At 65.7% G+C, this 18,706-nt stretch carries 16 protein-coding genes; 4 read left to right on the forward strand and 12 right to left on the reverse strand.

The genetic code is table 11. The features are described from left to right. The first annotated feature begins 98 nt into the window (after positions 1–98). A complete protein-coding gene (locus tag BMZ97_RS12925; protein WP_092169797.1) occupies positions 99–497 on the forward strand; it encodes an SRPBCC family protein in 399 nt (132 codons plus the stop codon). 98 nt (positions 498–595) lie between these two features. Here BMZ97_RS12925 and BMZ97_RS31725 read toward each other — a convergent pair whose 3' ends face one another. The 4 genes from BMZ97_RS31725 to BMZ97_RS12940 all read right to left on the reverse strand — a co-directional run bounded on the left by BMZ97_RS31725 (position 596) and on the right by BMZ97_RS12940 (position 3,172). Then, positions 596–721, reverse strand: a complete 126-nt coding sequence (locus tag BMZ97_RS31725; RefSeq protein WP_280141740.1) for a hypothetical protein — start codon at positions 719–721, stop codon at positions 596–598. Positions 722–912: 191 nt separating this feature from the next. Further along, a complete protein-coding gene (gene mobA, locus BMZ97_RS12930; protein WP_092169800.1) occupies positions 913–1,551 on the reverse strand; it encodes a molybdenum cofactor guanylyltransferase MobA in 639 nt (212 codons plus the stop codon). A 189-nt stretch (positions 1,552–1,740) separates the two neighbouring features. Next, positions 1,741–2,622 (reverse strand): formate dehydrogenase accessory sulfurtransferase FdhD, encoded by an 882-nt coding sequence (locus BMZ97_RS12935; RefSeq protein WP_092169802.1) that lies wholly within the window; start codon positions 2,620–2,622, stop codon positions 1,741–1,743. 34 nt (positions 2,623–2,656) lie between these two features. Next, on the reverse strand, positions 2,657–3,172 hold the full coding sequence (locus tag BMZ97_RS12940; protein WP_092169805.1) for a DUF2478 domain-containing protein: 516 nt from the start codon (positions 3,170–3,172) through the stop codon (positions 2,657–2,659). 211 nt (positions 3,173–3,383) lie between these two features. Between BMZ97_RS12940 and BMZ97_RS12945 the strand changes: the two genes are divergently transcribed. Then, a complete protein-coding gene (locus BMZ97_RS12945; RefSeq protein ID WP_092169808.1) occupies positions 3,384–4,646 on the forward strand; it encodes a hypothetical protein in 1,263 nt (420 codons plus the stop codon). Positions 4,647–4,838: 192 nt separating this feature from the next. Here BMZ97_RS12945 and BMZ97_RS12950 read toward each other — a convergent pair whose 3' ends face one another. From BMZ97_RS12950 to BMZ97_RS12985, 7 genes are all read right to left on the reverse strand, one after another. Further along, positions 4,839–5,846 (reverse strand): ABC transporter ATP-binding protein, encoded by a 1,008-nt coding sequence (locus tag BMZ97_RS12950; RefSeq protein ID WP_092169810.1) that lies wholly within the window; start codon positions 5,844–5,846, stop codon positions 4,839–4,841. Positions 5,847–5,859: 13 nt separating this feature from the next. Continuing rightward, positions 5,860–6,861 (reverse strand): ABC transporter ATP-binding protein, encoded by a 1,002-nt coding sequence (locus BMZ97_RS12955; RefSeq protein ID WP_092171357.1) that lies wholly within the window; start codon positions 6,859–6,861, stop codon positions 5,860–5,862. Positions 6,862–7,067: 206 nt separating this feature from the next. Then, entirely contained in the window at positions 7,068–8,006 is a 939-nt protein-coding gene (locus BMZ97_RS12960; RefSeq protein WP_092169813.1) for an ABC transporter permease, read from the reverse strand. Between the two features lie 391 nt (positions 8,007–8,397). Next, positions 8,398–9,375: an ABC transporter permease gene (locus BMZ97_RS12970; protein ID WP_092169818.1), complete on the reverse strand. Its 978-nt coding sequence runs from the start codon at positions 9,373–9,375 to the stop codon at positions 8,398–8,400. A 150-nt stretch (positions 9,376–9,525) separates the two neighbouring features. Then, positions 9,526–11,067: an ABC transporter substrate-binding protein gene (locus tag BMZ97_RS12975; protein WP_244546435.1), complete on the reverse strand. Its 1,542-nt coding sequence runs from the start codon at positions 11,065–11,067 to the stop codon at positions 9,526–9,528. A 424-nt stretch (positions 11,068–11,491) separates the two neighbouring features. Continuing rightward, complete coding sequence (gene argE / locus BMZ97_RS12980; protein ID WP_244546387.1) at positions 11,492–12,643, reverse strand: acetylornithine deacetylase; 1,152 nt, start codon at positions 12,641–12,643, stop codon at positions 11,492–11,494. A gap of 115 nt (positions 12,644–12,758) precedes the next feature. Beyond that, positions 12,759–13,799, reverse strand: coding sequence for an NAD-dependent epimerase/dehydratase family protein (locus tag BMZ97_RS12985; protein WP_092169827.1), 1,041 nt, complete (start codon positions 13,797–13,799; stop codon positions 12,759–12,761). 228 nt (positions 13,800–14,027) lie between these two features. On the opposite strand from BMZ97_RS12985, the gene BMZ97_RS12990 reads away from it, so the two are divergent. Further along, the gene (locus BMZ97_RS12990; protein WP_175525539.1) at positions 14,028–14,996 is read left to right on the forward strand and encodes a threonine ammonia-lyase; all 969 of its coding nucleotides are present in this window, start codon (positions 14,028–14,030) and stop codon (positions 14,994–14,996) included. A 697-nt stretch (positions 14,997–15,693) separates the two neighbouring features. After that, positions 15,694–17,265 carry an OpgD/OpgG family glucan biosynthesis protein gene (locus BMZ97_RS13000; RefSeq protein WP_244546388.1) on the forward strand — a complete coding sequence of 524 codons (1,572 nt, stop codon included), beginning with the start codon at positions 15,694–15,696 and terminating at the stop codon, positions 17,263–17,265. Positions 17,266–17,481: 216 nt separating this feature from the next. Here the strand turns inward: BMZ97_RS13000 and BMZ97_RS13005 are convergent, their stop codons facing one another. Then, entirely contained in the window at positions 17,482–18,645 is a 1,164-nt protein-coding gene (locus BMZ97_RS13005) for a mandelate racemase/muconate lactonizing enzyme family protein (RefSeq protein ID WP_092169835.1), read from the reverse strand. Positions 18,646–18,706: the final 61 nt, after the last annotated feature.

Consider the following 18,706-nt stretch of genomic DNA (forward strand, 5'->3'; position numbering starts at 1 on the left):
TCCGGGTCTCCGCTTCGCTGCGCCCGGAATGACGGCGCCTCTTGACATCACTGTTTGAATGTTCTTCTTTTGTTCTTCACGAACCGAAGGAGCGGCCCATGCCCGTGAGCCACGCACGCCATATCGGGATCGGTATCGATCGTCCGGCGGACGAGGTCTATGCCTTCCTGGCCGAACCGCTGAACTTTCCGAAATGGGCCGAGGGGCTTGGGCATAGTTTCAGCCATGTCGAGGGCATGACCTGGGTCGCCGAGACGCCGATGGGCCGGATGCGGATCCTGTTCAGCGAGCCCAACCGCTACGGCGTGCTCGACCACGCCGTCATTCCCGACAATGGCGACGCCATGCATAATCCGATGCGCGTCATGGCCAATGGCGACGGCAGCGAGATCGTGTTCACGCTGTTCCAGCGCGACATGTCCGACGACGAAATGGCGCGCGACGCCGGCATGGTGGCGCGCGACTTGGCGGCGTTGAAGGCGCTGCTGGGGGGTTAGAGCGTTTTCGAGCGAAGTGGACACCGGTTCGCGTGAAGAAAACGTGTCAAAACAAGGAGCTAGAGCATTTCTGCGTTTCAGAGAAACGCGGAAGTGCGCTAGAGCCTGACGCTGCCGGTCGAATAGGCTGTTTCCACCGGCTTCTGGAAGAAGTCGTTCAGCACGAGGCTCGCCCCGAAAGCGGCGACCACGGCGAAGATGACGGCGGCGATGAATGCTTTCACGATCTTCCCCCAAGGCGCGGCAGCGATAAGCAGCTCTTATCACGAGACATAGTCAGACGCGGTACATCTATCAAGCCGATGGCAGCCGTCATTGCGAGGAGCCCAGCGACGAAGCAATCCAAGAGGTCTCGCACTACGTCGCCTGGATTGCTTCGCTGCGCTCGCAATGACGGTGTCGAGAGGCCGAAGTCTCAGCTGCCATTTGACGAAAGGCTCCCGAAAAGCCGCTCGGCCTCGGTCAGATCCTCCGGCCGGTTGGCGTTGAAGAACGGATCGACCGGATCGACCGGCCACTCCGCGCTGGCGCAGCCATGGCGCGCCGTCCAGCGGTCGATCTTGCGCTCGTCCTCGACGGTCAGCGCATGGCGCAGATCCTCGCGCAGTGCCAGCGGCCAGAGCCCGATGACGGGATGCGTCCAGCCGCCCGATGCCGCACAGGCGAGCGGAACATTCAGCTCCACGCGGGCCTGGTGCAGACGGGCGACGAGGTCGCGCGGGATGAAGGGCGTGTCGGCGGCGACGCTGATCATCCAGCTCAATCCGGGCCGGTGCTGCGCCATCCAGTCGAGCCCGGCGAGGATACCGGCGAGCGGGCCGGCGAAATCCGGCACGCTGTCGGCGACGACCGGCAGGCCATAATCGGAAAAGCGCGCCGGATCGCCATTGGCGTTGATCAGCAGGCTCTCGCATTGCGGGCCGAGCCGCTCGACGACATGGGCGAGGATGGTCCGGCCGGCGATCATCCGCAGCGGCTTGTCGCCACCGCCCATGCGGCGCGCAAGGCCGCCGGCGAGGAGCAGCCCGAGAGTGGGGGGCGTATTCATCCGCATCCACCCCTGTCATTCCGGGGCGCCGCAAAGCGGCGAACCCGGAACCCACGACCGGGAGAGACCGGTCGTGCAGACGTTGTTTCGGTACGCGCCCAGTCGTGGGTTCCGGGTTCTTCGCGGAGTTTATCCTTGGGCCGACCAAAGGTCGGACCCGAGGGCGAAGCCCCGGAATGACAGGGGGATGTAGGCTCAGTCATCACGCTCCGCCCCCTTCCGCCGGCTCTTGCCGCCCTCCTCCTCGACGCTCTCGGGGTCCTGGTCGAAGACGATGTTGCCCTCACCGGCGAGCGCGACGAAGCGCTTGCCGCGCGCCCGGCCGATCAGGGTCAGCCCGGCCTTGCGCGCGAGCTCGACGCCCCATTCGGTGAAGCCGGAGCGCGAAACCAGCACGGGGATGCCCATGCGCACGGTCTTGATCACCATTTCCGAGGTCAGCCTGCCGGTGGTGTAGAAGATCATCTTCGCGGGATCGACATCATGCCTGAACATCCAGCCGGCAACCTTGTCGACGGCGTTGTGGCGGCCGACATCCTCCATATAGACCAGGGGTCTGTCGGCCTCGCAGAGCACGCAGCCATGGATCGCGCCGGCCTCGAGATAAAGCGAGGGCGTGGTGTTGATCTTGCGGGTCAACGCGTAGAGCCAGCTCGTGCGCAATTGCGCCTTCGGCAGCTTGATCTCGTCGATCGCCTCCATCAGGTCGCCAAAAGCCGTGCCCTGGGCGCAGCCGGAGGTCAGCGTCTTCTTCTTCAGCTTCGCCTCGAAATTGGTGCGCTGCGGCGTGCGCACCACCACGACTTCGAGCTCCTCGTCATAATCCACCGCCTCGACGACATCGCCACGCTTCAGCATGTTCTGGTTCAGGAGATAGCCGAGCGCGAGATAGTCGGGATGATCCCCGATCGTCATCATGGTGACGATCTCCTGGGCGTTCAGATAGAGCGTCAGCGCCCGCTCGGTGACGACGCGGGTCTCGACGGTCGCCCCCGTCTGGTCGATGCCGGAGACGGTTGCGCCCAGGCGCGGCGCGGCAGGGTCCGGGCGCACCAGATAATCGTCGAGGAAGCTCATATCCTGCGCCACTGCGCTTGCTCCGGCGGTTTCGTCAGGCCGCGATGCGCGCTTGCGCAGCGGCCCAGGCCTCGACGACAGCCTCCTCGGGCGCGAGCTCGACCCAGTCCTCGCCGGCGAAATCGCGCCAGGCCGGCAGGAAATCGCGGCGGACGGCGATGAGCAGCGGCAGGCCGGCCAGCAAGGCAGCGGCGATCTCCTGTCGCAAGCCCTGCCCGAGTATCTCCTGCCGCCCGAATTTGTTGACGATCACCAGCTCGGCCCCACCAGCCAGCGCCGACGCCATCGCGCCGCCGGCTGCTGCGAGCCCGGTCGCATCGAGCCTGCAACCGACCGAGCCCGCGCCGCGAGCCTCGCTGATCGGAAAATGCCGGCCGCTCGCCAGATCCTCCAGCATCATCGCCGCGCAACCGCTCTCGCAGTCATCGGTGTTGAGCTGCACGACGCCGCCGAGCCTGACGCCACGATCCTTCAGGCGGCGCGCGAGGCCGGCCATGAAGCCGTCGATCGGGAAGCCCTGAGAATAGGGAATGGCCGCAAGCAAAGTCATGCCGATTCATCCCACGAAAGGCCCGTCCAAGGCCAGCGTGCTTTCGTCGCAGGAGCGGCCAGGCCAGCGGAGCGGGTCTTCGAGATGCGGGCCGAGATGCCGGCTTAGTGTTGCGCCGCACCTACAGCCGCATGCCCGGCGGCCCGCTAGGGTGCGGACAGGTTGATGTCCGGCGCTTTTTCCGGACGAGGCTGGCTGCTGGTTTATCGTCATGATCCGCCGTAATGCTCAAGGACCGCGCGACCCCGCCGTAGATGCCGCCGTGCTGCTGCGCCGGATCGGCTTCGCGACGCTGGCGCTCGCGCTGCCATTGGCCTCGCTGGTGTCGCGCCGCGCTGCAGTCGTGCTCGTGCCGATCGGCGTTGTCCTGCTGGTCATCTCCTCGCTGGTCGAGGAGCCCGGCTGGTTCACCGGCACGCTCAAGCGCGCCTTGCTGAGCCGGCCCGGCATGATCCTGGTCGGCCTCGTCGCCTGGTCGGTGCTCTCGCTGATCTGGAGCCCCTATACCTCCTCGGCGACGGAGAAGGCCGGTAATCTCGTGCTCGCGGTCACGCTCGGCTTCTGCGGCACCTCCGCGCTGCCCGAGCGCATGCGCGCCTCCAACCTCAATCTCGCGGCACTCGGCACGGGCCTGGCCGCCATCTTCGCGCTCGCGCTCATCGTCGTGGCGGCGCTGCGCCGCTCCGATACGGAGATCGGCAGCGTCGAGCGCGGCATCAGCGTCGTGCTGATCATGGCCTGGCCGGCGCTGGCCTGGCTTTTGTCGCGCGCACGGGGCTTGAGCGCGCTTGGGCTTGCCCTCGTCGTCGGCCTGCTCGCGCTGACGCGCTTCGAGGATGGCGAGGCCGTCGCAATGATCTGCGGCGCGGTCGCCTTCGGCGCCGTCAGCGCCAATCGCGAGAAGGCTGTCCCGATCATCGCCGCGCTGATCGGCGGCGTCATGCTGCTCGCGCCGATCCTGCCCTTCCTGCTGATCCCGATCGTCTCACGCTTTCCGGAGAGCACCAGCGACTTCGTGCAGGCGCTCGGCATCTGGGCCGATGTCGTCGGCCGCGAGCCGGTCCAGTTGATCACCGGCCACGGCCTCGACACGGTCCTGCGCGGCCGCGTGACCGGCGCTCTGCCGACGACGACGCCGACGACGCTGCTCTTCGAGACCTGGTACGAGCTCGGCATCGTCGGAGCCGCGGCGGCGGCGACGTGCCTGTATTTCGCCATCCGCGCGGCCCGCCACATGCCCGTTGCGCTGGCGGCGGGCGGAGTCGCTGCCTATACGACGGCCTTCGCGCTGACCGCGCTCGGCTTTGCAACGCTGCAGCCCTGGTGGCTGATGACGCTGGCGGCGGTGGTCCTGCTGTTTGCGGCAATCGCGCGCGGGCAATACCGCACCGAGCGGCCGGTCGCGCCCCTGCCGGCCGACGTGCAGAACCGGCGCAAGAACGACAGGCCCTTGGCGCCCGCTCCCGAGAACTGAGCCGGCCAAGCTCTTTTGCATTGAAGTTGAAACGGCCGGATCATCCCGGACAAGCCGCTTGATTTCGCCTGATCGCGGCCTGCCTGCTTTGAAATATGCTGCTTATGCTCGGAAACGCGCCGTCATCCTGGGCGAAGCCGCGCAGATCCGGGATGACGGCGCGTTTCCCAGCAAAGACAGCGAGCTCTAAGCTCAAGCCGCAGCAATGCGGCCCTGATTGACCGCGTGGCAGGCTACCCCGTCGATCACCGGCGGGCTCTCGATGCGGCAGCGCTCGAACACCAAGGGGCAGCGCGGATGGAAGGTGCAGCCCGAGGGCGGGCTGATCGGATTCGGGATCTCGCCCTTCACGCCCTCGCGCGCCTTGCCGACCATGGCGAGGTCGGGCACCGCGTCGAGCAGCATGCGCGTATAGGGATGGCGCGGATGCGAGAAGAGCTGCTTGCCCTCCGAGACCTCGACGAGGCGGCCGAGATACATCACGCCGATGCGCGTCGCCATGTGCCTGACGACCGCGAGATTGTGCGAGATGAACAGATAGGTCAGCCCGAATCTCTGCTGCAGATCGCGCATCAGGTTGAGGATCTGGGCCTGGACGGAGACGTCGAGCGCCGATGTCGGCTCGTCGCAGACGATGAACTCGGCATTGGAGGCGAGCGCGCGGGCGATCGCGATGCGCTGGCGCTGGCCGCCGGAGAATTCATGCGGGAATTTCCCGGCATCGTCGGGATGCAGGCCGACCAGCGTCAGCAACTCGCCGACGCGGCCGGTGATGTCCGCCTCGCCATGGACGATGCCGAAGGCGCGGATCGGCTCGGCGATGATCCGCCCGACGCGCCAGCGCGGATTGAGGCTGGCATAGGGATCCTGGAAGATCATCTGGATGCGCCGGCGCAGGCGCTGGCGCTCCTGCGCCACATTGACATCGTTCATCGAGATGCCGGCGATCGAGACCGTGCCGTCCGAGGGCGGCAGCAGGCCGACGACCATGCGCGCGACGGTCGATTTTCCCGAGCCTGACTCGCCGACCAAGGCAAAAGTCTCGCCCCGGCGAATGTCGAAGGAGACGCCGTCGACAGCCTTGAGATATTGGCGCGGCGCGCGCTCCAGCACGCGGTTGAGCCATGGCTTCGAGACGTCGAAGATGCGGCGCAGGTCGCGGACCTGGACGAAGGGGCGCTCAGCGGGACCTTGGCTCATGCGGGACCTCGGCTCATGCTGCGATCTCCGCCTTGTCCCGCGAGGATTGCGGCTGGTCATAGAGATGGCAGGCGACCTTGCGATCGCCGAGCTGGACCAGCTCCGGCCGCTCGACATGGCAGCGCGCGAACGCCTTCTCGCAGCGCGGATTGAAGGCGCAACCCGGAGGAATCGCTTGGAGGCGCGGCATCGCGCCCGGGATCTGCACCAGGCGCTCGGCATCGCCCTCGAGCGAGGGTATCGCGCCCATCAGCCCCTTGGCGTAAGGGTGCAGCGGCTGCTTGACGACATCGCGCACCGGGCCGATCTCGACGATGCGCCCGGCATACATCACCGCGACCCGGTCGGCGGTTTCGGCGATGACGCCCATATCGTGGGTGACGAGCATCACCGAGGTGCCGCGCTCCTTACAGAGCCGCTTGATCAGCGCAATGATCTGCGCCTGCACGGAGACGTCGAGCGCCGTCGTCGGCTCGTCGGCGATGATGAATTCGGGCTCGGCGCAGAGCGCAAGCGCGATCACCACGCGCTGGCGCATGCCGCCGGAGAACTCATGCGGATAGCCGTCGATGCGGCGCTCAGGCGCGGGAATGCCGACCTCGTCGAGCAGCGCGATGGCGCGCTTGCGCGCGTCCGCCGCGTTGAGATCGGTATGGGTGCGGATCGTCTCGATCAATTGCTCGCTGATGCGATAGAGCGGGTTCAGGCTCGTCAGCGGGTCCTGGAAGATCATGCCGATGCGCTTGCCCCGGACCTTGCGCATGGCGTCGGGCGGCAGATTGTCGATGCGCTCGCCCGACAAAACCACCTCGCCGCCGGCGATGCGGCCGGGTGGGTCGATCAGGCCGATGATGGCCGAGCCGGTGACCGATTTGCCGGCGCCGGATTCGCCGACGACGCCAAGCACCTCGCCGCGTGCAATGTCGAAGGAGATGGCGTCGAGCGCCCGCAGCGTGCCGCGCCGGGTGACGAATTCGACCGTGAGGTCGCGGACGGAGAGGACGGGGGGCACCAGGTCTTGAGGCATCATGTCGTCCCGCCTCCTAACCTGGCTCCAAGATAAAGAGCGGTCATCCCGGGCGACCGCAGGGAGACCCGGGATCCATGCCGGAACACCGATCGGATAGGCTCAGGCATGGATCCCGGATCGGCGCCGCTGCGCAGCTTGTCCGGGATGACACGGTCAGGGATTAGCCGGATGGAGAATGTCATGCGATCGCGTCACCTCAGCCTTGGATTGAGGGCGTCGCGCAGCCAGTCGCCGAGCAGGTTGACCGCCAGCACCAGCGCCGCCAGCGTCACACTGGGAAAGGTCACGATCCACCAATCCCCCGAGAACAGGTATTTGTTGCCGATCGAGATCAACGTCCCGAGCGAGGGCTGCGTCGCCGGCAGGCCGACGCCGAGAAAGGACAAGGTCGCCTCGGTGATCACGGCGAGCGCGAGGTTGATCGTCAGGATGACCAGCACCGGCCCGATGACGTTGGGCAGGACATGGCGCAGCATGATCAAGGGCGCCGGCAGTCCCACGAGGCGGGCCGCCATGACATAGTCCTTGTTGCGCTCGATCAGCGTCGAACCGCGAATGGTGCGGGCATATTGCACCCAGAAGCTCAGCCCGATCGAGATTACCAGCACATAGATCGCGGTGTCCTCGCGCGAGGCCTTGGGGAAGACGCCGCGGACGACGCCGTCGATCAGAAGCGCGATCAGGATCGCCGGAAAGGTGAGCTGGACATCGGCGATGCGCATGATGAACGCGTCGGTACGGCCGCCGAGATAGCCCGCGAGCAGCCCCAGCGTGATGCCTATCGAGGCCGCTAGGAGGCAGCCGAGCCCGCCGACGATCAGCGAGACGCGCATGCCGTAGAGGATCGCGGAATAGAGGTCGCGCCCCTGGTCGTCTGTGCCGAGGATGAAGCGCGCCTCGCCGCCATCCTGCCAGGCGGGCGGGATCATCGAATCCGCCAGGAAGACGGTCGCAGGGTCGAACGGGTTGGTCGGTGCGAGCCAGGGTGAGAAGGCCGCGCCAAGGAAGAGCAGCAGCACGACGAGGCCCGCGACCATCGTCACCTTCGATTTCAGGAAGCTCGCCAGGATGTCGCTGTCGCGAAAACGGCTCCAGCGCGAGGGGGCTTTTTCGGGCGGAGCCGCGCTCATGGCATCGCTCCGCAAGCCGCCGCCACGCCGTCATGCTCGCCCCTGTGGCGAGCATCCACGTCTTGAACACCGTCTTCCAGGCCGGCGCGGGGAACCCCTCTCCCGACCAAAGTCGGCTGTTGCCGACTTTGGCACTCTGGATGCCCATCTCGGGCAGGCCCGAGATGGGGGAGAGGGGCAGGGGTGAGGGTGTGCCGCTGATTATAGAGGTGCAACCGAGCCGCTGCGACCTTCTTCGGTGAGGGCAGGCCCTCATCCCTGCCCTTCTCCCACACGGGAGAAGGGTTCCCCGCGCCCTTCCTCCGGGCCTTCGCGTCACAGCTGCGGCACAAACCGGGCCATGAAGGAGAAAGCTCTATCGTCACCGCAAACATGCTCCCCTCCCCGTTCCTCACGCGCCGACCGTGGCGCGCAGGCGCGGATCGACCAGCGCATAGAGCAGGTCGACCGCGAGATTGATGCTGACGAACAGAAAGGAGATCAGCATCAGATAGGCCGCCATGATCGGAATATCGACGTTCTGCACCGAGCGCAGGAAGAGCTGGCCCATGCCCGGCCACTGGAACACGGTCTCGGTGATGATGGCGAAAGCAATGATCGAGCCGAGCTGCAGGCCGGCGATGGTGATGACCGGCACCAGCGTGTTCTTCAGGGCATGACCGAAATGGATGGCGCGGGTCTTCAATCCCCGCGCCCGGGCGAATTTGATGTAGTCGGCGCGCAGCACCTCCAGCATCTCGGCCCGGACGAGCCGCATGATCAGCGTCATCTGGAACAGGCCCAGCGTGATCGAGGGCAGGATCAGCGCCTTCAGCCCCGAGCCGGTCAAAAACCCGGTCGTCCACCAGGAACCGATCTTGACGACCTCGCCGCGCCCGAAGGAGGGCAGCCAGCCCAGCGTGACAGAGAACAGGTAGATCAGCAGGATACCGATCAGGAAGGTCGGCAGGCTGATGCCGACAAGCGAGATCGCCTGGAAGAGCTTGGCGAGCGGGCTTTCGCGCCTCAGCGCCGTATAGACGCCCATCGGAATGCCGACCGCGAGCGAGAACAGCGCCGAGCAGAAGGCAAGCTCCAGCGTCGCCGGGGCGCGCTCGCCCAGAAGCGAGATCACCGGCAGGCGGAACTGATAGGACACGCCGAATTCGAGCCGCGCCGCATTGTAAATGTAGCGGGCGAACTGGACGAGGAAGGGGTCGTCGAGCCCGAGCGAGCGCCTGATCTCGGCGACCTGGGCCTGCGGCGTGTCGATCGAGACGATCTGGTTCACCGGGTCGCCGACGAAGCGGAACATCGCAAAGGCGATCAGCGCCACGCTCAGCATGACGATGAGCGACTGGAAGAGCCGGCGCAGGATGAAAGCGAGCATGAACGCCTTACAGGGAACGCGCTCCCCGTCATTGCGAGGAGCGGAGCGACGAAGCAATCCATGAGCCGTACGGCGAGATCCTCTGGATTGCTTCGCTACGCTCGCAATGACGGGGTAGGGCGGCAGCGATGCGCGACAACGCGCTCCCGCTCACTCCTTGATGGCGTATTGAAAGTTCACCGCATTGTCGGCGCGCTGCGGCAGCTTGACCTTCTTCGACACGCCCCAGGCCAGCGCCTGCTGGTGCAGCGGGATGTAGGCGAAATCGTCGATCGAGAGCTGGAACGCCTCGCGGATCATCGCGTCGCGCTTGGCCTTGTCCACCTCGACCAGGATCTTGTCGGTCAGCGCGTCCAGCTTCTTGTTGCAGTACCCCCCGACATTGGACTCGCCACGCGAGGAGGCCGGGTTGTCACGGCAGCCCATGATGTCGAAGAGCACATTGTGGGCGTCGCTGGTGCCGGGCGTCCAGCCGAGCAGATAGAACGAAGTCTTGTAGCCGCCGGGCTTCAGCACCTTGCCGAAATACTGGCCCTTGGGCTGGGCGTTGAGGTTCACCTTGACGCCGATGCGGGCGAGCATGCCGACGACGGCCTGGCAGATCGCGCCGTCATTGACGTAGCGATCATTGGGGCAGTCCATGCCGAGCTCGAAACCGTCGGGATAGCCCGCATCGGCCAGCAGCTTCTTGGCGGCGGCGCTGTCGAATTTGGCGCGGGTGAAGCCGGTGCTGGGGAAGAGTTCCGGCGCGATCATCAGGGGCGATGGCGTCGAGAGGCCGCGCATGACGCGGCTCTTGATCGTCTCGATGTCGATCGCCTGATAGAAGGCCTGGCGGACCCGGACATCCTTGAACGGGTTTTTGCCCTTGACGCTGGACTCCAGCAATTCGTCACGGGCCTGGTCCATGCCGAGGAAGATCGTGCGCAGTTCCGGCCCCGTCAGCACCTGGGCGTTGCCGGAGGCGTTGACGCGCTGGATATCCTGGATCGGCACCGGCTCGATCACGTCGACCTCGCCCGATAGCAGCGCCGCAACGCGCGTGGCGTCCGAGGCGATCGGCGTGAAGATGATCTCCTTGAGATTGTGCTCCGGGTTCTTGTTCCACCAGTTCTCGTTGACCTTGTAGACGGTCTTGACGCCCGGCTGATGGCTCTCGACCTTGAAGGCGCCGGTGCCATTGGCGTTGAGCGAGGCGAAGGTCGGGGTGGTGGCGTTGGCCGGCGTCGGCTGGGTCGAGTTGTTCGCCTCGGCCCATTTCTTCGACATGATGTACCAGGTGTCCCACTGGTAATGCAGGATCGGGTTGGGCGAGGGCAATTGGAAGTCGACGGTGTAGTCGTCGATCTTGACGACCTTGGCGCCGGTGGGAACGCGGGTCTGAACGTTGGAGCCCGGCGCGCGCGAACGATCGGCCGAGAACACCACGTCGTCGGCGGTGAAATCCTCGCCGCCATGGAATTTCACGCCTTTGCGCAGGAAGAAGCGCCAGGTCAGGCCGTCAGCCGAGACCTCCCATTTCTCGGCGAGGCCGGGCAGGATCTCGAGGTTCTTGCCGCGCCGGATCAGCCCCTCATAGGGGTGGCCGAGATGGGCATGCGTCGTCGTCTCGTTGACGGTGTAGGGATCGAGCGATTTGAGCTCGCCCTGGTTGGCGTAGCGCAAGGTCTGCGCCTGGACCGCGCCGCACATCAGCGCCAGGCCCGCCACGGCGGCGAGGCATTTCGTCTTGAACGACATGACCGGTTGCTCCCCTTTGGTTAAGAGCTCCGAATGGAACCGGAGCTCCAAGACGCCCACCCCTCCCGGGAGCGGTTTTCAGACCGTCCACATGCGTTGGCGGACGATCCGAAGAAGACAATAGCTTAGAGCATTGCGCGAAAAAGTGGGTACCGGTTTTTCGCATGAGCAATGCTCTAAACTTTTATAATCGATCACGTTTTTCGCATTCGGACGGAAACGTCCGAATGCGACGCGATCGAGAGACGCTCTGGCAGCGGCGTCCAGCCTGACGCCGCCATTTCGTTCCAGATTGAACTTTTATTCGAGCGCCCCGGCCATCATCCTTGCGTCACCAGCGATGCAATCGCCGTGCCTTGAACCGGCGCGACTACAATCAGCGCGAGAGATCGGCGATCAGGCCGCGCACGAAAGCCGTGCCGGCCTCGAGCTGGGCTATCGTGATGAACTCGTCGGGCTGATGCGCCTGGGCGATGTCGCCGGGGCCGCAGACCACGGTCGACCAGCCTTCGCCCTGGAACAGGCCGCCCTCGGTGCCGTAGGCGACGACATGGCTGCCATTATCGCCGGTCAGGCGGCGCGACAGCGCCTCAGCCGCGCCGTCCTTCTCCGGGCCGAGCGGCGGCGTGGCGGAGGTGATTTCGACGGTGATGCCCGTCTCGGGCGCGATCGCCTTCATCTCGGCTTCGATCTCGGCGACCCTGGCCTTGTAGCGCCCGACGAAATCGACGCCCTCATCGCCGGGAACGACACGGACCTCATGGCTGAAGACGCAATGCTCGGCGGTGATGTTGACCGCCGTGCCGCCCTGGACGACGCCGACATGCAAGGTGCTGTAGGGCGGCTCGAAGGGGTTCTCGTTGCTCGCCCGCGCCTTGTTCTCCGCCATGGTCTGGTTGTGCCACTCGATCAGCTTGCCCGCGATCATGACGGCGGGCACGCCGACATCGACGCGGCTGGAGTGGACGGCATGGCCCTTCACCGTGGTGCGCATCCGGGTGCCGCCCTTGTGGCCGGTGACGACCTGCATCATCGAGGGCTCGCCGACGATCACCGCCGCAGGCTTGATGCCGGCCGCCGCCATCGCCTTGACCAAGATGCGCGCGCCCAGGCAGCCGACCTCCTCGTCATAGGACAAGGCGATATGGACCGGGCGCTTCAGCGGCGCTTTGAGCATCTCCGGCACGAGGGCGAGCGCGATGGCGTCGAACCCCTTCATGTCGCAGGAGCCGCGGCCATAGAGCTTGCCGTCGCGCTCGGTCAGCGTCCAGGGATCGGAGGTCCAGTCCTGGCCAGCGACCGGCACGACATCGGTATGGCCCGACAGCACGACGCCACCCTCAACCTTCGGCCCGACCGTCGCATAGAGATTGGCCTTCTCCCCGTCCTCGCTGGGCACCAGCGTGCTCTCGACACCGAGCGAGGCGAGATAGTCGCGGCAGAAATGGATCAACTCGAGATTGCTGCGCTGCGATTCCGTGTTGAACGAAACCAGTTTGGCGAGCATCTCCTTAGGCGTCAGGGTCACGGGTCACAGTCTCCAAAGATCGGGCGAGAGGCAGGTTTCGTGCCGGCAGGCTACGCTGCTGGAGCGCCGGGTCAATCGCGCGCCGTGGCGGGCGGGGCCGAGCCCGACGCAGGGATCAGGACCTGCCCTGCGCGACCCGCTCGAAATAGGCGTCCTCGCCGGCATAATCGAAGAGATCGCGCGAATAGGCCGCGAGAACGGGAAATGCTTCCCGCCAGTTGGAGGGCGCGGTTTTCACCAGCCAGTCGCAGGCAGCCTTGCTCGCGTCCCGATAGGTCGCGACGGGCCTGTAGCCCAAGGCGAGGGCGGCGCTGGTGTCGAGCGTGAACGGCGCGGGAACCGACCATGGCGTCGCCCCGATCAGCGGCGGATAGCTGTCGTCGTCCACCGGCAGCAACGTCCCCTGGTAATCGAGATGGCCCGCGATCGTCGCCGCGATCTCGGCGACGGTCGGGGGCGAGGGATCCGCTGCGTTGAGGATGCCAGTTCCTTGAACCTCCAGCGCCCTGCGGACCAAAGCGGCGATGTTGACGACTGCCGAGGTGTGGAACCGGCTCTCGCCGCGATAGGCCAGCGGGATTGCGTCTCGCCCATCGAGCATGCGCTTGACGAACCACCATTCGCGCGGATGCACGGAATGCGGGCCGTGGATGGCGCATGGCCGCAGGATCGTCACTGGCCGCCTGGCATTGTCGAGCAGGCGGCGCTCCAGCGCGACCTTGCGGGTCGAATAGGTTTTTGGACCGGGATCGACCGTCGGCTGGTCTTCCGTCATGGCCAGGGGCAGATCCGGAAAGCCGCCTGCGCGGGCCTCGTCGAGCGTCCGGCCGGCCGCGTCGCGGTAGACGCTGCAGGACGAGATCACGACGAAAGCGCCTGTGCCGCGCTCGATCTCGAGCAACTGGTCGGCATGTGCGTCGGTATAGGCGATCGTATCGATGACCGCATCCGCGCCCGCGGCGAGCGCGCGCGCCAGGGCTCCCGGCTCATCGCGATCGAGCACGGCGAGCTTCGCCCCCCTCGCCGCCATCTCCTCGGGAAGAGGACGGTGGCCGCGATGGGACAGGATCACCTCCCAGCCATGCGTGAGCAGCTCATCGGCAACCGCGCGGCCGATCTGGCCGGTTCCACCGATAATGAAAGCGCGCCGAGACATGGTTTTCCCCGGATTCCGGTTCTGCTCCGGGGCCCGTGACTATCTCGGCCGAATCGGAGCCATCCGGTTGATCTTTGCATGGCTTGGCGCGTAGCCGCTCGTGGCAAGCCGGCCACGCGCCGACGCGCCGGCTCAGTCGCGCAGCGCGTGAGCGATCTGCAAATGCCCCCTCGCCCGCAGCCGCTGATCGCCTATAACGGCAGCGGCCCAGCAAAAAGGCGGATGCCCATGAATTTCGACGTCACCCTCGCAGACATCCAGGCCGCAGCGACCCGGATCGCCGGCAAGATCAGGCGCACCCCGACCTATCACAGCGCGGGCTTGTCGGCCCGGCTCGGGGTCGAGACCGTGGTCAAGGTCGAGGCGCTGCAGCTTGGCGGCTCGTTCAAGGTGCGCGGCTGCTTCAACAAGCTGATGGGCCTGAGCGAGGCGGAGCTCGCGCGCGGCGTCGTCACCGTTTCGGGCGGCAACCACGCCATCGCCGTCTCGATGGTCGCGAGCGCAATGGGCACGCGCGCGCTGGTGCTGATGCCGAAGGACGTCGCGCCGCTGAACATCGCGCTAACGAAAGGCGCCGGCGGTGAGGTCGAGCTCTGCGAGGACGCGATCGAGGCCTTCGCCAAGGCGGCGGACTATGCCGCGCAGGGCATGACCAACATCCATTCCTTCGACGATCCCGCCATCATCGCCGGCCATGGCTCGCTCGGGCTCGAACTCGCCAGCGATGCCAGCGGGCGGCTCGACCATGTCTTCATCTCGATCGGCGGCGGCGGTTTCTCGGCCGGCGTCGGCGCAGCGCTAAAGGGGCTCGACCCGGCCGTGCGCATCCATGGCGTCGAGACCGAGGGCGCCACGACGATGACGCAGGCGCTCGCCGCGGGAAAGCCCGTGCCGCTGCGCCCGACCTCGATCGCCCGCACGCTGAACGCCCCCTTCGCGACCGAACGGACGATGGCGGCCGCACGGCAATTCCTGGAGGACATCGTCGTCGTGCCCGATATCGAGGCGGTGCGCGAGATCGTCTGGGTGCTGCAGAACGGGCGCGTCCTGCTCGAACCGGCGGCAGCCTGCGTCGTCGCGGCCGCGATCGCAAGCAAGGACAAGTTCAAGCCGGACGAGCGCGTCGGCCTCGTGCTCTGCGGCTCGAATGTCGCGCTGGAGGACATCGCCGCCTGGCGGACGCAGTTCGGAGTGTGAGATCGGGCGTTGGTTTGGGGCCGGCCTGACCCTTCAGCTGGATCGCTTGCGATGGCAGCTATGGCGTTGGGAGCGGAAATGCCGAGCTCTGCAAATGAAGCACGGTTACTAAGCTCGGCAAGGTGGGGCAGTTAAGGCCAAATGGAGATCTTAGTTATCGCGGCCCTCGTCGTGATCAGCGTCTTTATGTTCTGGCTCGCCCACAAGTCAGGTCAGTGGCAAAATTGGATGATGCATGCGGCGAATAACGCACCGATCGGCAGCAAAATTCTGATGTTCATCACGGCTGTCGGCTGCCTTGGATTTTGGTGGCTTACTTCGAGGCGCTAGTTCGAAGGCAGGGCGCGTCGGAACCCAAATTTCGGCCAGCTCGGGTGCTTTTGGTCCGCAACGGATCGAAACTACTCCTCGCAATGACCTACTCCGACAACCCGGACCGCCCAGGACCGAGGAACATTCGCGACGCTGACCGGTTCACGGTGCACAAGGCATCACGGGGCGGATCGACGATGAAAACGCGAATGAGATGTGCTGGAGCGCCGACGGCGACGATGGTCGCCAGGCGCAGGATGCGCGCAATCGCGCCGTCCCCCTGCACGCGATGCCCCAATCGCGGCGTGCCAGCATGATCCAACCGAGAGACGCATTTTCTGATCACCATGCCGGGCGGCTTCATTCGCGCCGCACGGCCCTGGCCATGCTCGCATCGACAGCTCTGTTCGCCACAGCCAAGCCCGGCTCCGCCGCGCCGCCGGCATCGCCTCGTGGCGGGCCATTCAGCTATGACGATGTCGTCGAACAGGCTCGGGCGCTGGGAGAGCGCGCCTTCGATGCCGAGGGGCTGACGATACCGCCGGAACTGTCGAAGCTGACCTATGACAGCTACCGGGAGATCCGCTTCCGCAGGGAAAAGGCGTTCTGGCGGGATGGCGGCTCCGACTTCCGGCTCCATCCCTTCCATCTCGGGTTCCTTCACGACAAACCGGTGCAATTGCACGTCATCAGGGATGGCAGCGCCATCCCGCTCGCCTTCACGACGAGCCTGTTCGAATACGGCAAGGTTCCTGTTCCCAAGCAGCTTTCGCCTGCGCTGGGCTTCGCCGGTTTTGCCGTGACGACGACGCTGAATGCGCTGAATGTACAGGACGAGCTGATCGCCTTTCTCGGCGCGAGCTATTTTCGCCTGATCGGGCGCGGCCATCGCTATGGTTTGTCGGCACGTGGGCTGGCGCTGGATGTCGGTGGCGAGCAGCCGGAGGAGTTTCCGTTCTTCAGGGCGCTCTGGCTGGAGGAGCCGACGCGCGACAGCACCGATCTCGTGATCTACGCCCTGCTGGATTCGCCGTCCGTCGCCGGTGCGTACCGGTTTGTCGTCACGCCGGGACAGCAGACCAGCGTTGCCGTGACGGCCACGATCATTCCGCGCGTAAAAATCCCCCGCATCGGCATCGCCCCCCTCACCTCGATGTTCCTCGCGGGCGAAGGCGACCTCGGCCAGCGCACCGATTTCCGACCCGAGATCCATGATTCAGATGGGCTGATGCTCAAGACCGGTGGCGGCGAATGGGTCTGGCGGCCGATCCGGAACCCGAAATCGCTGCGGATTTCGAGCTTCGGCGACAATAATCCGCGCGGCTTCGGCCTGATGCAGCGCGACCGTGAATTTGGCCATTACCAGGATCTCGAAGCGCAGTATCACGCGCGGCCGGGATATTGGGTCGAGCCCGCCGGCGACTGGGGCGAGGGACGCATCGATCTCATCGAGATTCCGACGACCGGCGAAGCCTTCGACAACATCGTCGCCTGCTGGACGCCGAGCACGCCGCTCGAGCCCAGGAAAGCCAGCCAGTTCAGCTATCGCATCTCGGCTCTCTCGACGACGAAGGCTCTGCACCCCTACGGGCAGGTCCGCAACAGCTTCGATGGCTCAAACACCGAGGATAGCGGAGCCAAGGACGTCGGCAAGAAGCGCTTCATCGTCGACTTCAGCGATGGCGATCTCGAATATTATCTGTCCGACCCCAAGCGCGTCGAAATCGTCGCATCGACCACGGCCGGAACCATCGCCGCGACGATCGTCGATGCGAACCCGGAAGCGAAAGGCTTCCGCGCCATCGTCGACGCGACATTGCCCGCCGGCGAAACCGCCGAACTGCGCATCTTCCTGAAATCGCGAACCCGCACCCTGACGGAAACCTGGACGACGTCCTGGTCGATGCCGAAGGTCGCGGCTCCGCCTTCAAGCCCAACGGTCGTCAGCAAGGATTGATTGTGCCGATGCCGGCGTCATTCCGGGGCGATCCGAAGGATCGAGCCTGGAACCCAGAGCCGATGCGGATTCTCCATGAGGTGCTCGCATGGCGAGCCTCAAATGTCGGGCGCATCGGTTCTGGGTTCCGGGCTCAGGCCTACGGCCTGCCCCGGAATGACGGTGTGGTGCCGGAGTGTCCTTACCAGCCCCGGCTCGCCCGCCGGCCCCGCTACCTCACTCCGCCAATTCCCGCATGACCTTGATCAGGTCGGACTTGCCCTCAAAACCGATGCCGGGAAGCTCGGGCATCACGATATGGCCGTTCTCGACGCGAACGCTGTCGGGAAACCCGCCATAGGGCTGGAACAGGTCGGGATAGCTCTCATTGCCGCCGAGCCCGAGGCCGGCCGCGATGTTGAGCGACATCTGGTGGCCGCCATGCGGGATGCAGCGTGACGGCGACCAGCCGAACTGCGCGAGCACATCGAGCGTCCGCAGATATTCGACGAGGCCATAGGACAGGGCGCAGTCGAATTGCAGCCAGTCGCGATCGGGCCGCATCCCGCCATAGCGCAGGAGATTGCGCGCATCCTGATGCGAGAACAGATTCTCGCCTGTCGCCATCGGGCCGGGATAGAACTCCGAGAGAGCCGCCTGCAGGGCATAGTCGAGGGGATCGCCGACCTCCTCGTACCAGAACAGCGGGTAGTGGCGCAGCATCTTGGCGTAGGCGATGCCGGTCTCCAGGTCGAAGCGCCCATTCGCATCGACGGCAAGCTGAGCCTGCGAACCGATCTCGGCCAGCACCGCCTCGATGCGGCGCTGATCCTCAGCGAGGCCTGCGCCGCCGATCTTCATCTTCACGACAGTGTAGCCGCGGTCGAGATAGCCGCGCATCTCGGCCCGCAGGGCACTGTCATCCTTGCCGGGATAATAGTAGCCGCCCGCCGCGTAGACGAAGACCCGGGGATCGGCCTCGCGGCCCTTCCCATCTGCCAGCAGGCGGAACAGCGGCTTGCCCGCGATCTTGGCGACGGCGTCCCAGACGGCCATGTCGAGCGTGCCGACCGCCACCGAACGCTCGCCATGGCCGCCCGGCTTCTCATTCGTCATCATCGTCGCCCAGATCTTGTGGGGATCGAGATTGTCGCCGCTCTGATTGATTAGGCTCTCGGGGGACGCCTCAAGGATGCGGCCGCGAAAGCGCTCGCGGATGAGGCCGCCCTGGCCGTAGCGGCCGTTGGAGTTGAAGCCGTAGCCGACCACGCGCCGCCCGTCGCGGACCACATCGGTCACCACCGCCACGAGGCTCGCCGTCATCTTGGAGAAGTCGATATAGGCGTTGCGGATCGGCGAGGCGATCGGCTTGGTGATCTCGCGGACGTCGACGATGCGCATGGCGGTTTCCCTCGGGGCGGCAATGCGCCGTCCTCTACGTCTGGACCCTGCCGATCGGCCA

This window comes from Allobosea sp. OK403, assembly GCF_900113835.1.
Taxonomy (GTDB): domain Bacteria; phylum Pseudomonadota; class Alphaproteobacteria; order Rhizobiales; family Beijerinckiaceae; genus Allobosea.

Bases quoted from the DNA above. Each gene is read 5' to 3' on its own strand.
- mobA (WP_092169800.1), bottom strand. From the start codon at position 1,551: ATGCGGATGAATACGCCCCCCACTCTCGGGCTGCTCCTCGCCGGCGGC.
- BMZ97_RS12975 (WP_244546435.1), bottom strand. From the start codon at position 11,067: ATGTGCGGCGCGGTCCAGGCGCAGACCTTGCGCTACGCCAACCAGGGC.
- BMZ97_RS12925 (WP_092169797.1), top strand. From the start codon at position 99: ATGCCCGTGAGCCACGCACGCCATATCGGGATCGGTATCGATCGTCCG.
- BMZ97_RS12960 (WP_092169813.1), bottom strand. From the start codon at position 8,006: ATGAGCGCGGCTCCGCCCGAAAAAGCCCCCTCGCGCTGGAGCCGTTTT.
- BMZ97_RS12950 (WP_092169810.1), bottom strand. From the start codon at position 5,846: ATGAGCCAAGGTCCCGCTGAGCGCCCCTTCGTCCAGGTCCGCGACCTG.
- BMZ97_RS12940 (WP_092169805.1), bottom strand. From the start codon at position 3,172: ATGACTTTGCTTGCGGCCATTCCCTATTCTCAGGGCTTCCCGATCGAC.
- BMZ97_RS12985 (WP_092169827.1), bottom strand. From the start codon at position 13,799: ATGTCTCGGCGCGCTTTCATTATCGGTGGAACCGGCCAGATCGGCCGC.
- BMZ97_RS12945 (WP_092169808.1), top strand. From the start codon at position 3,384: ATGATCCGCCGTAATGCTCAAGGACCGCGCGACCCCGCCGTAGATGCC.
- BMZ97_RS12935 (WP_092169802.1), bottom strand. From the start codon at position 2,622: ATGAGCTTCCTCGACGATTATCTGGTGCGCCCGGACCCTGCCGCGCCG.
- BMZ97_RS12990 (WP_175525539.1), top strand. From the start codon at position 14,028: ATGAATTTCGACGTCACCCTCGCAGACATCCAGGCCGCAGCGACCCGG.
- BMZ97_RS13005 (WP_092169835.1), bottom strand. From the start codon at position 18,645: ATGCGCATCGTCGACGTCCGCGAGATCACCAAGCCGATCGCCTCGCCG.
- BMZ97_RS13000 (WP_244546388.1), top strand. From the start codon at position 15,694: ATGCTCGCATCGACAGCTCTGTTCGCCACAGCCAAGCCCGGCTCCGCC.
- BMZ97_RS12970 (WP_092169818.1), bottom strand. From the start codon at position 9,375: ATGCTCGCTTTCATCCTGCGCCGGCTCTTCCAGTCGCTCATCGTCATG.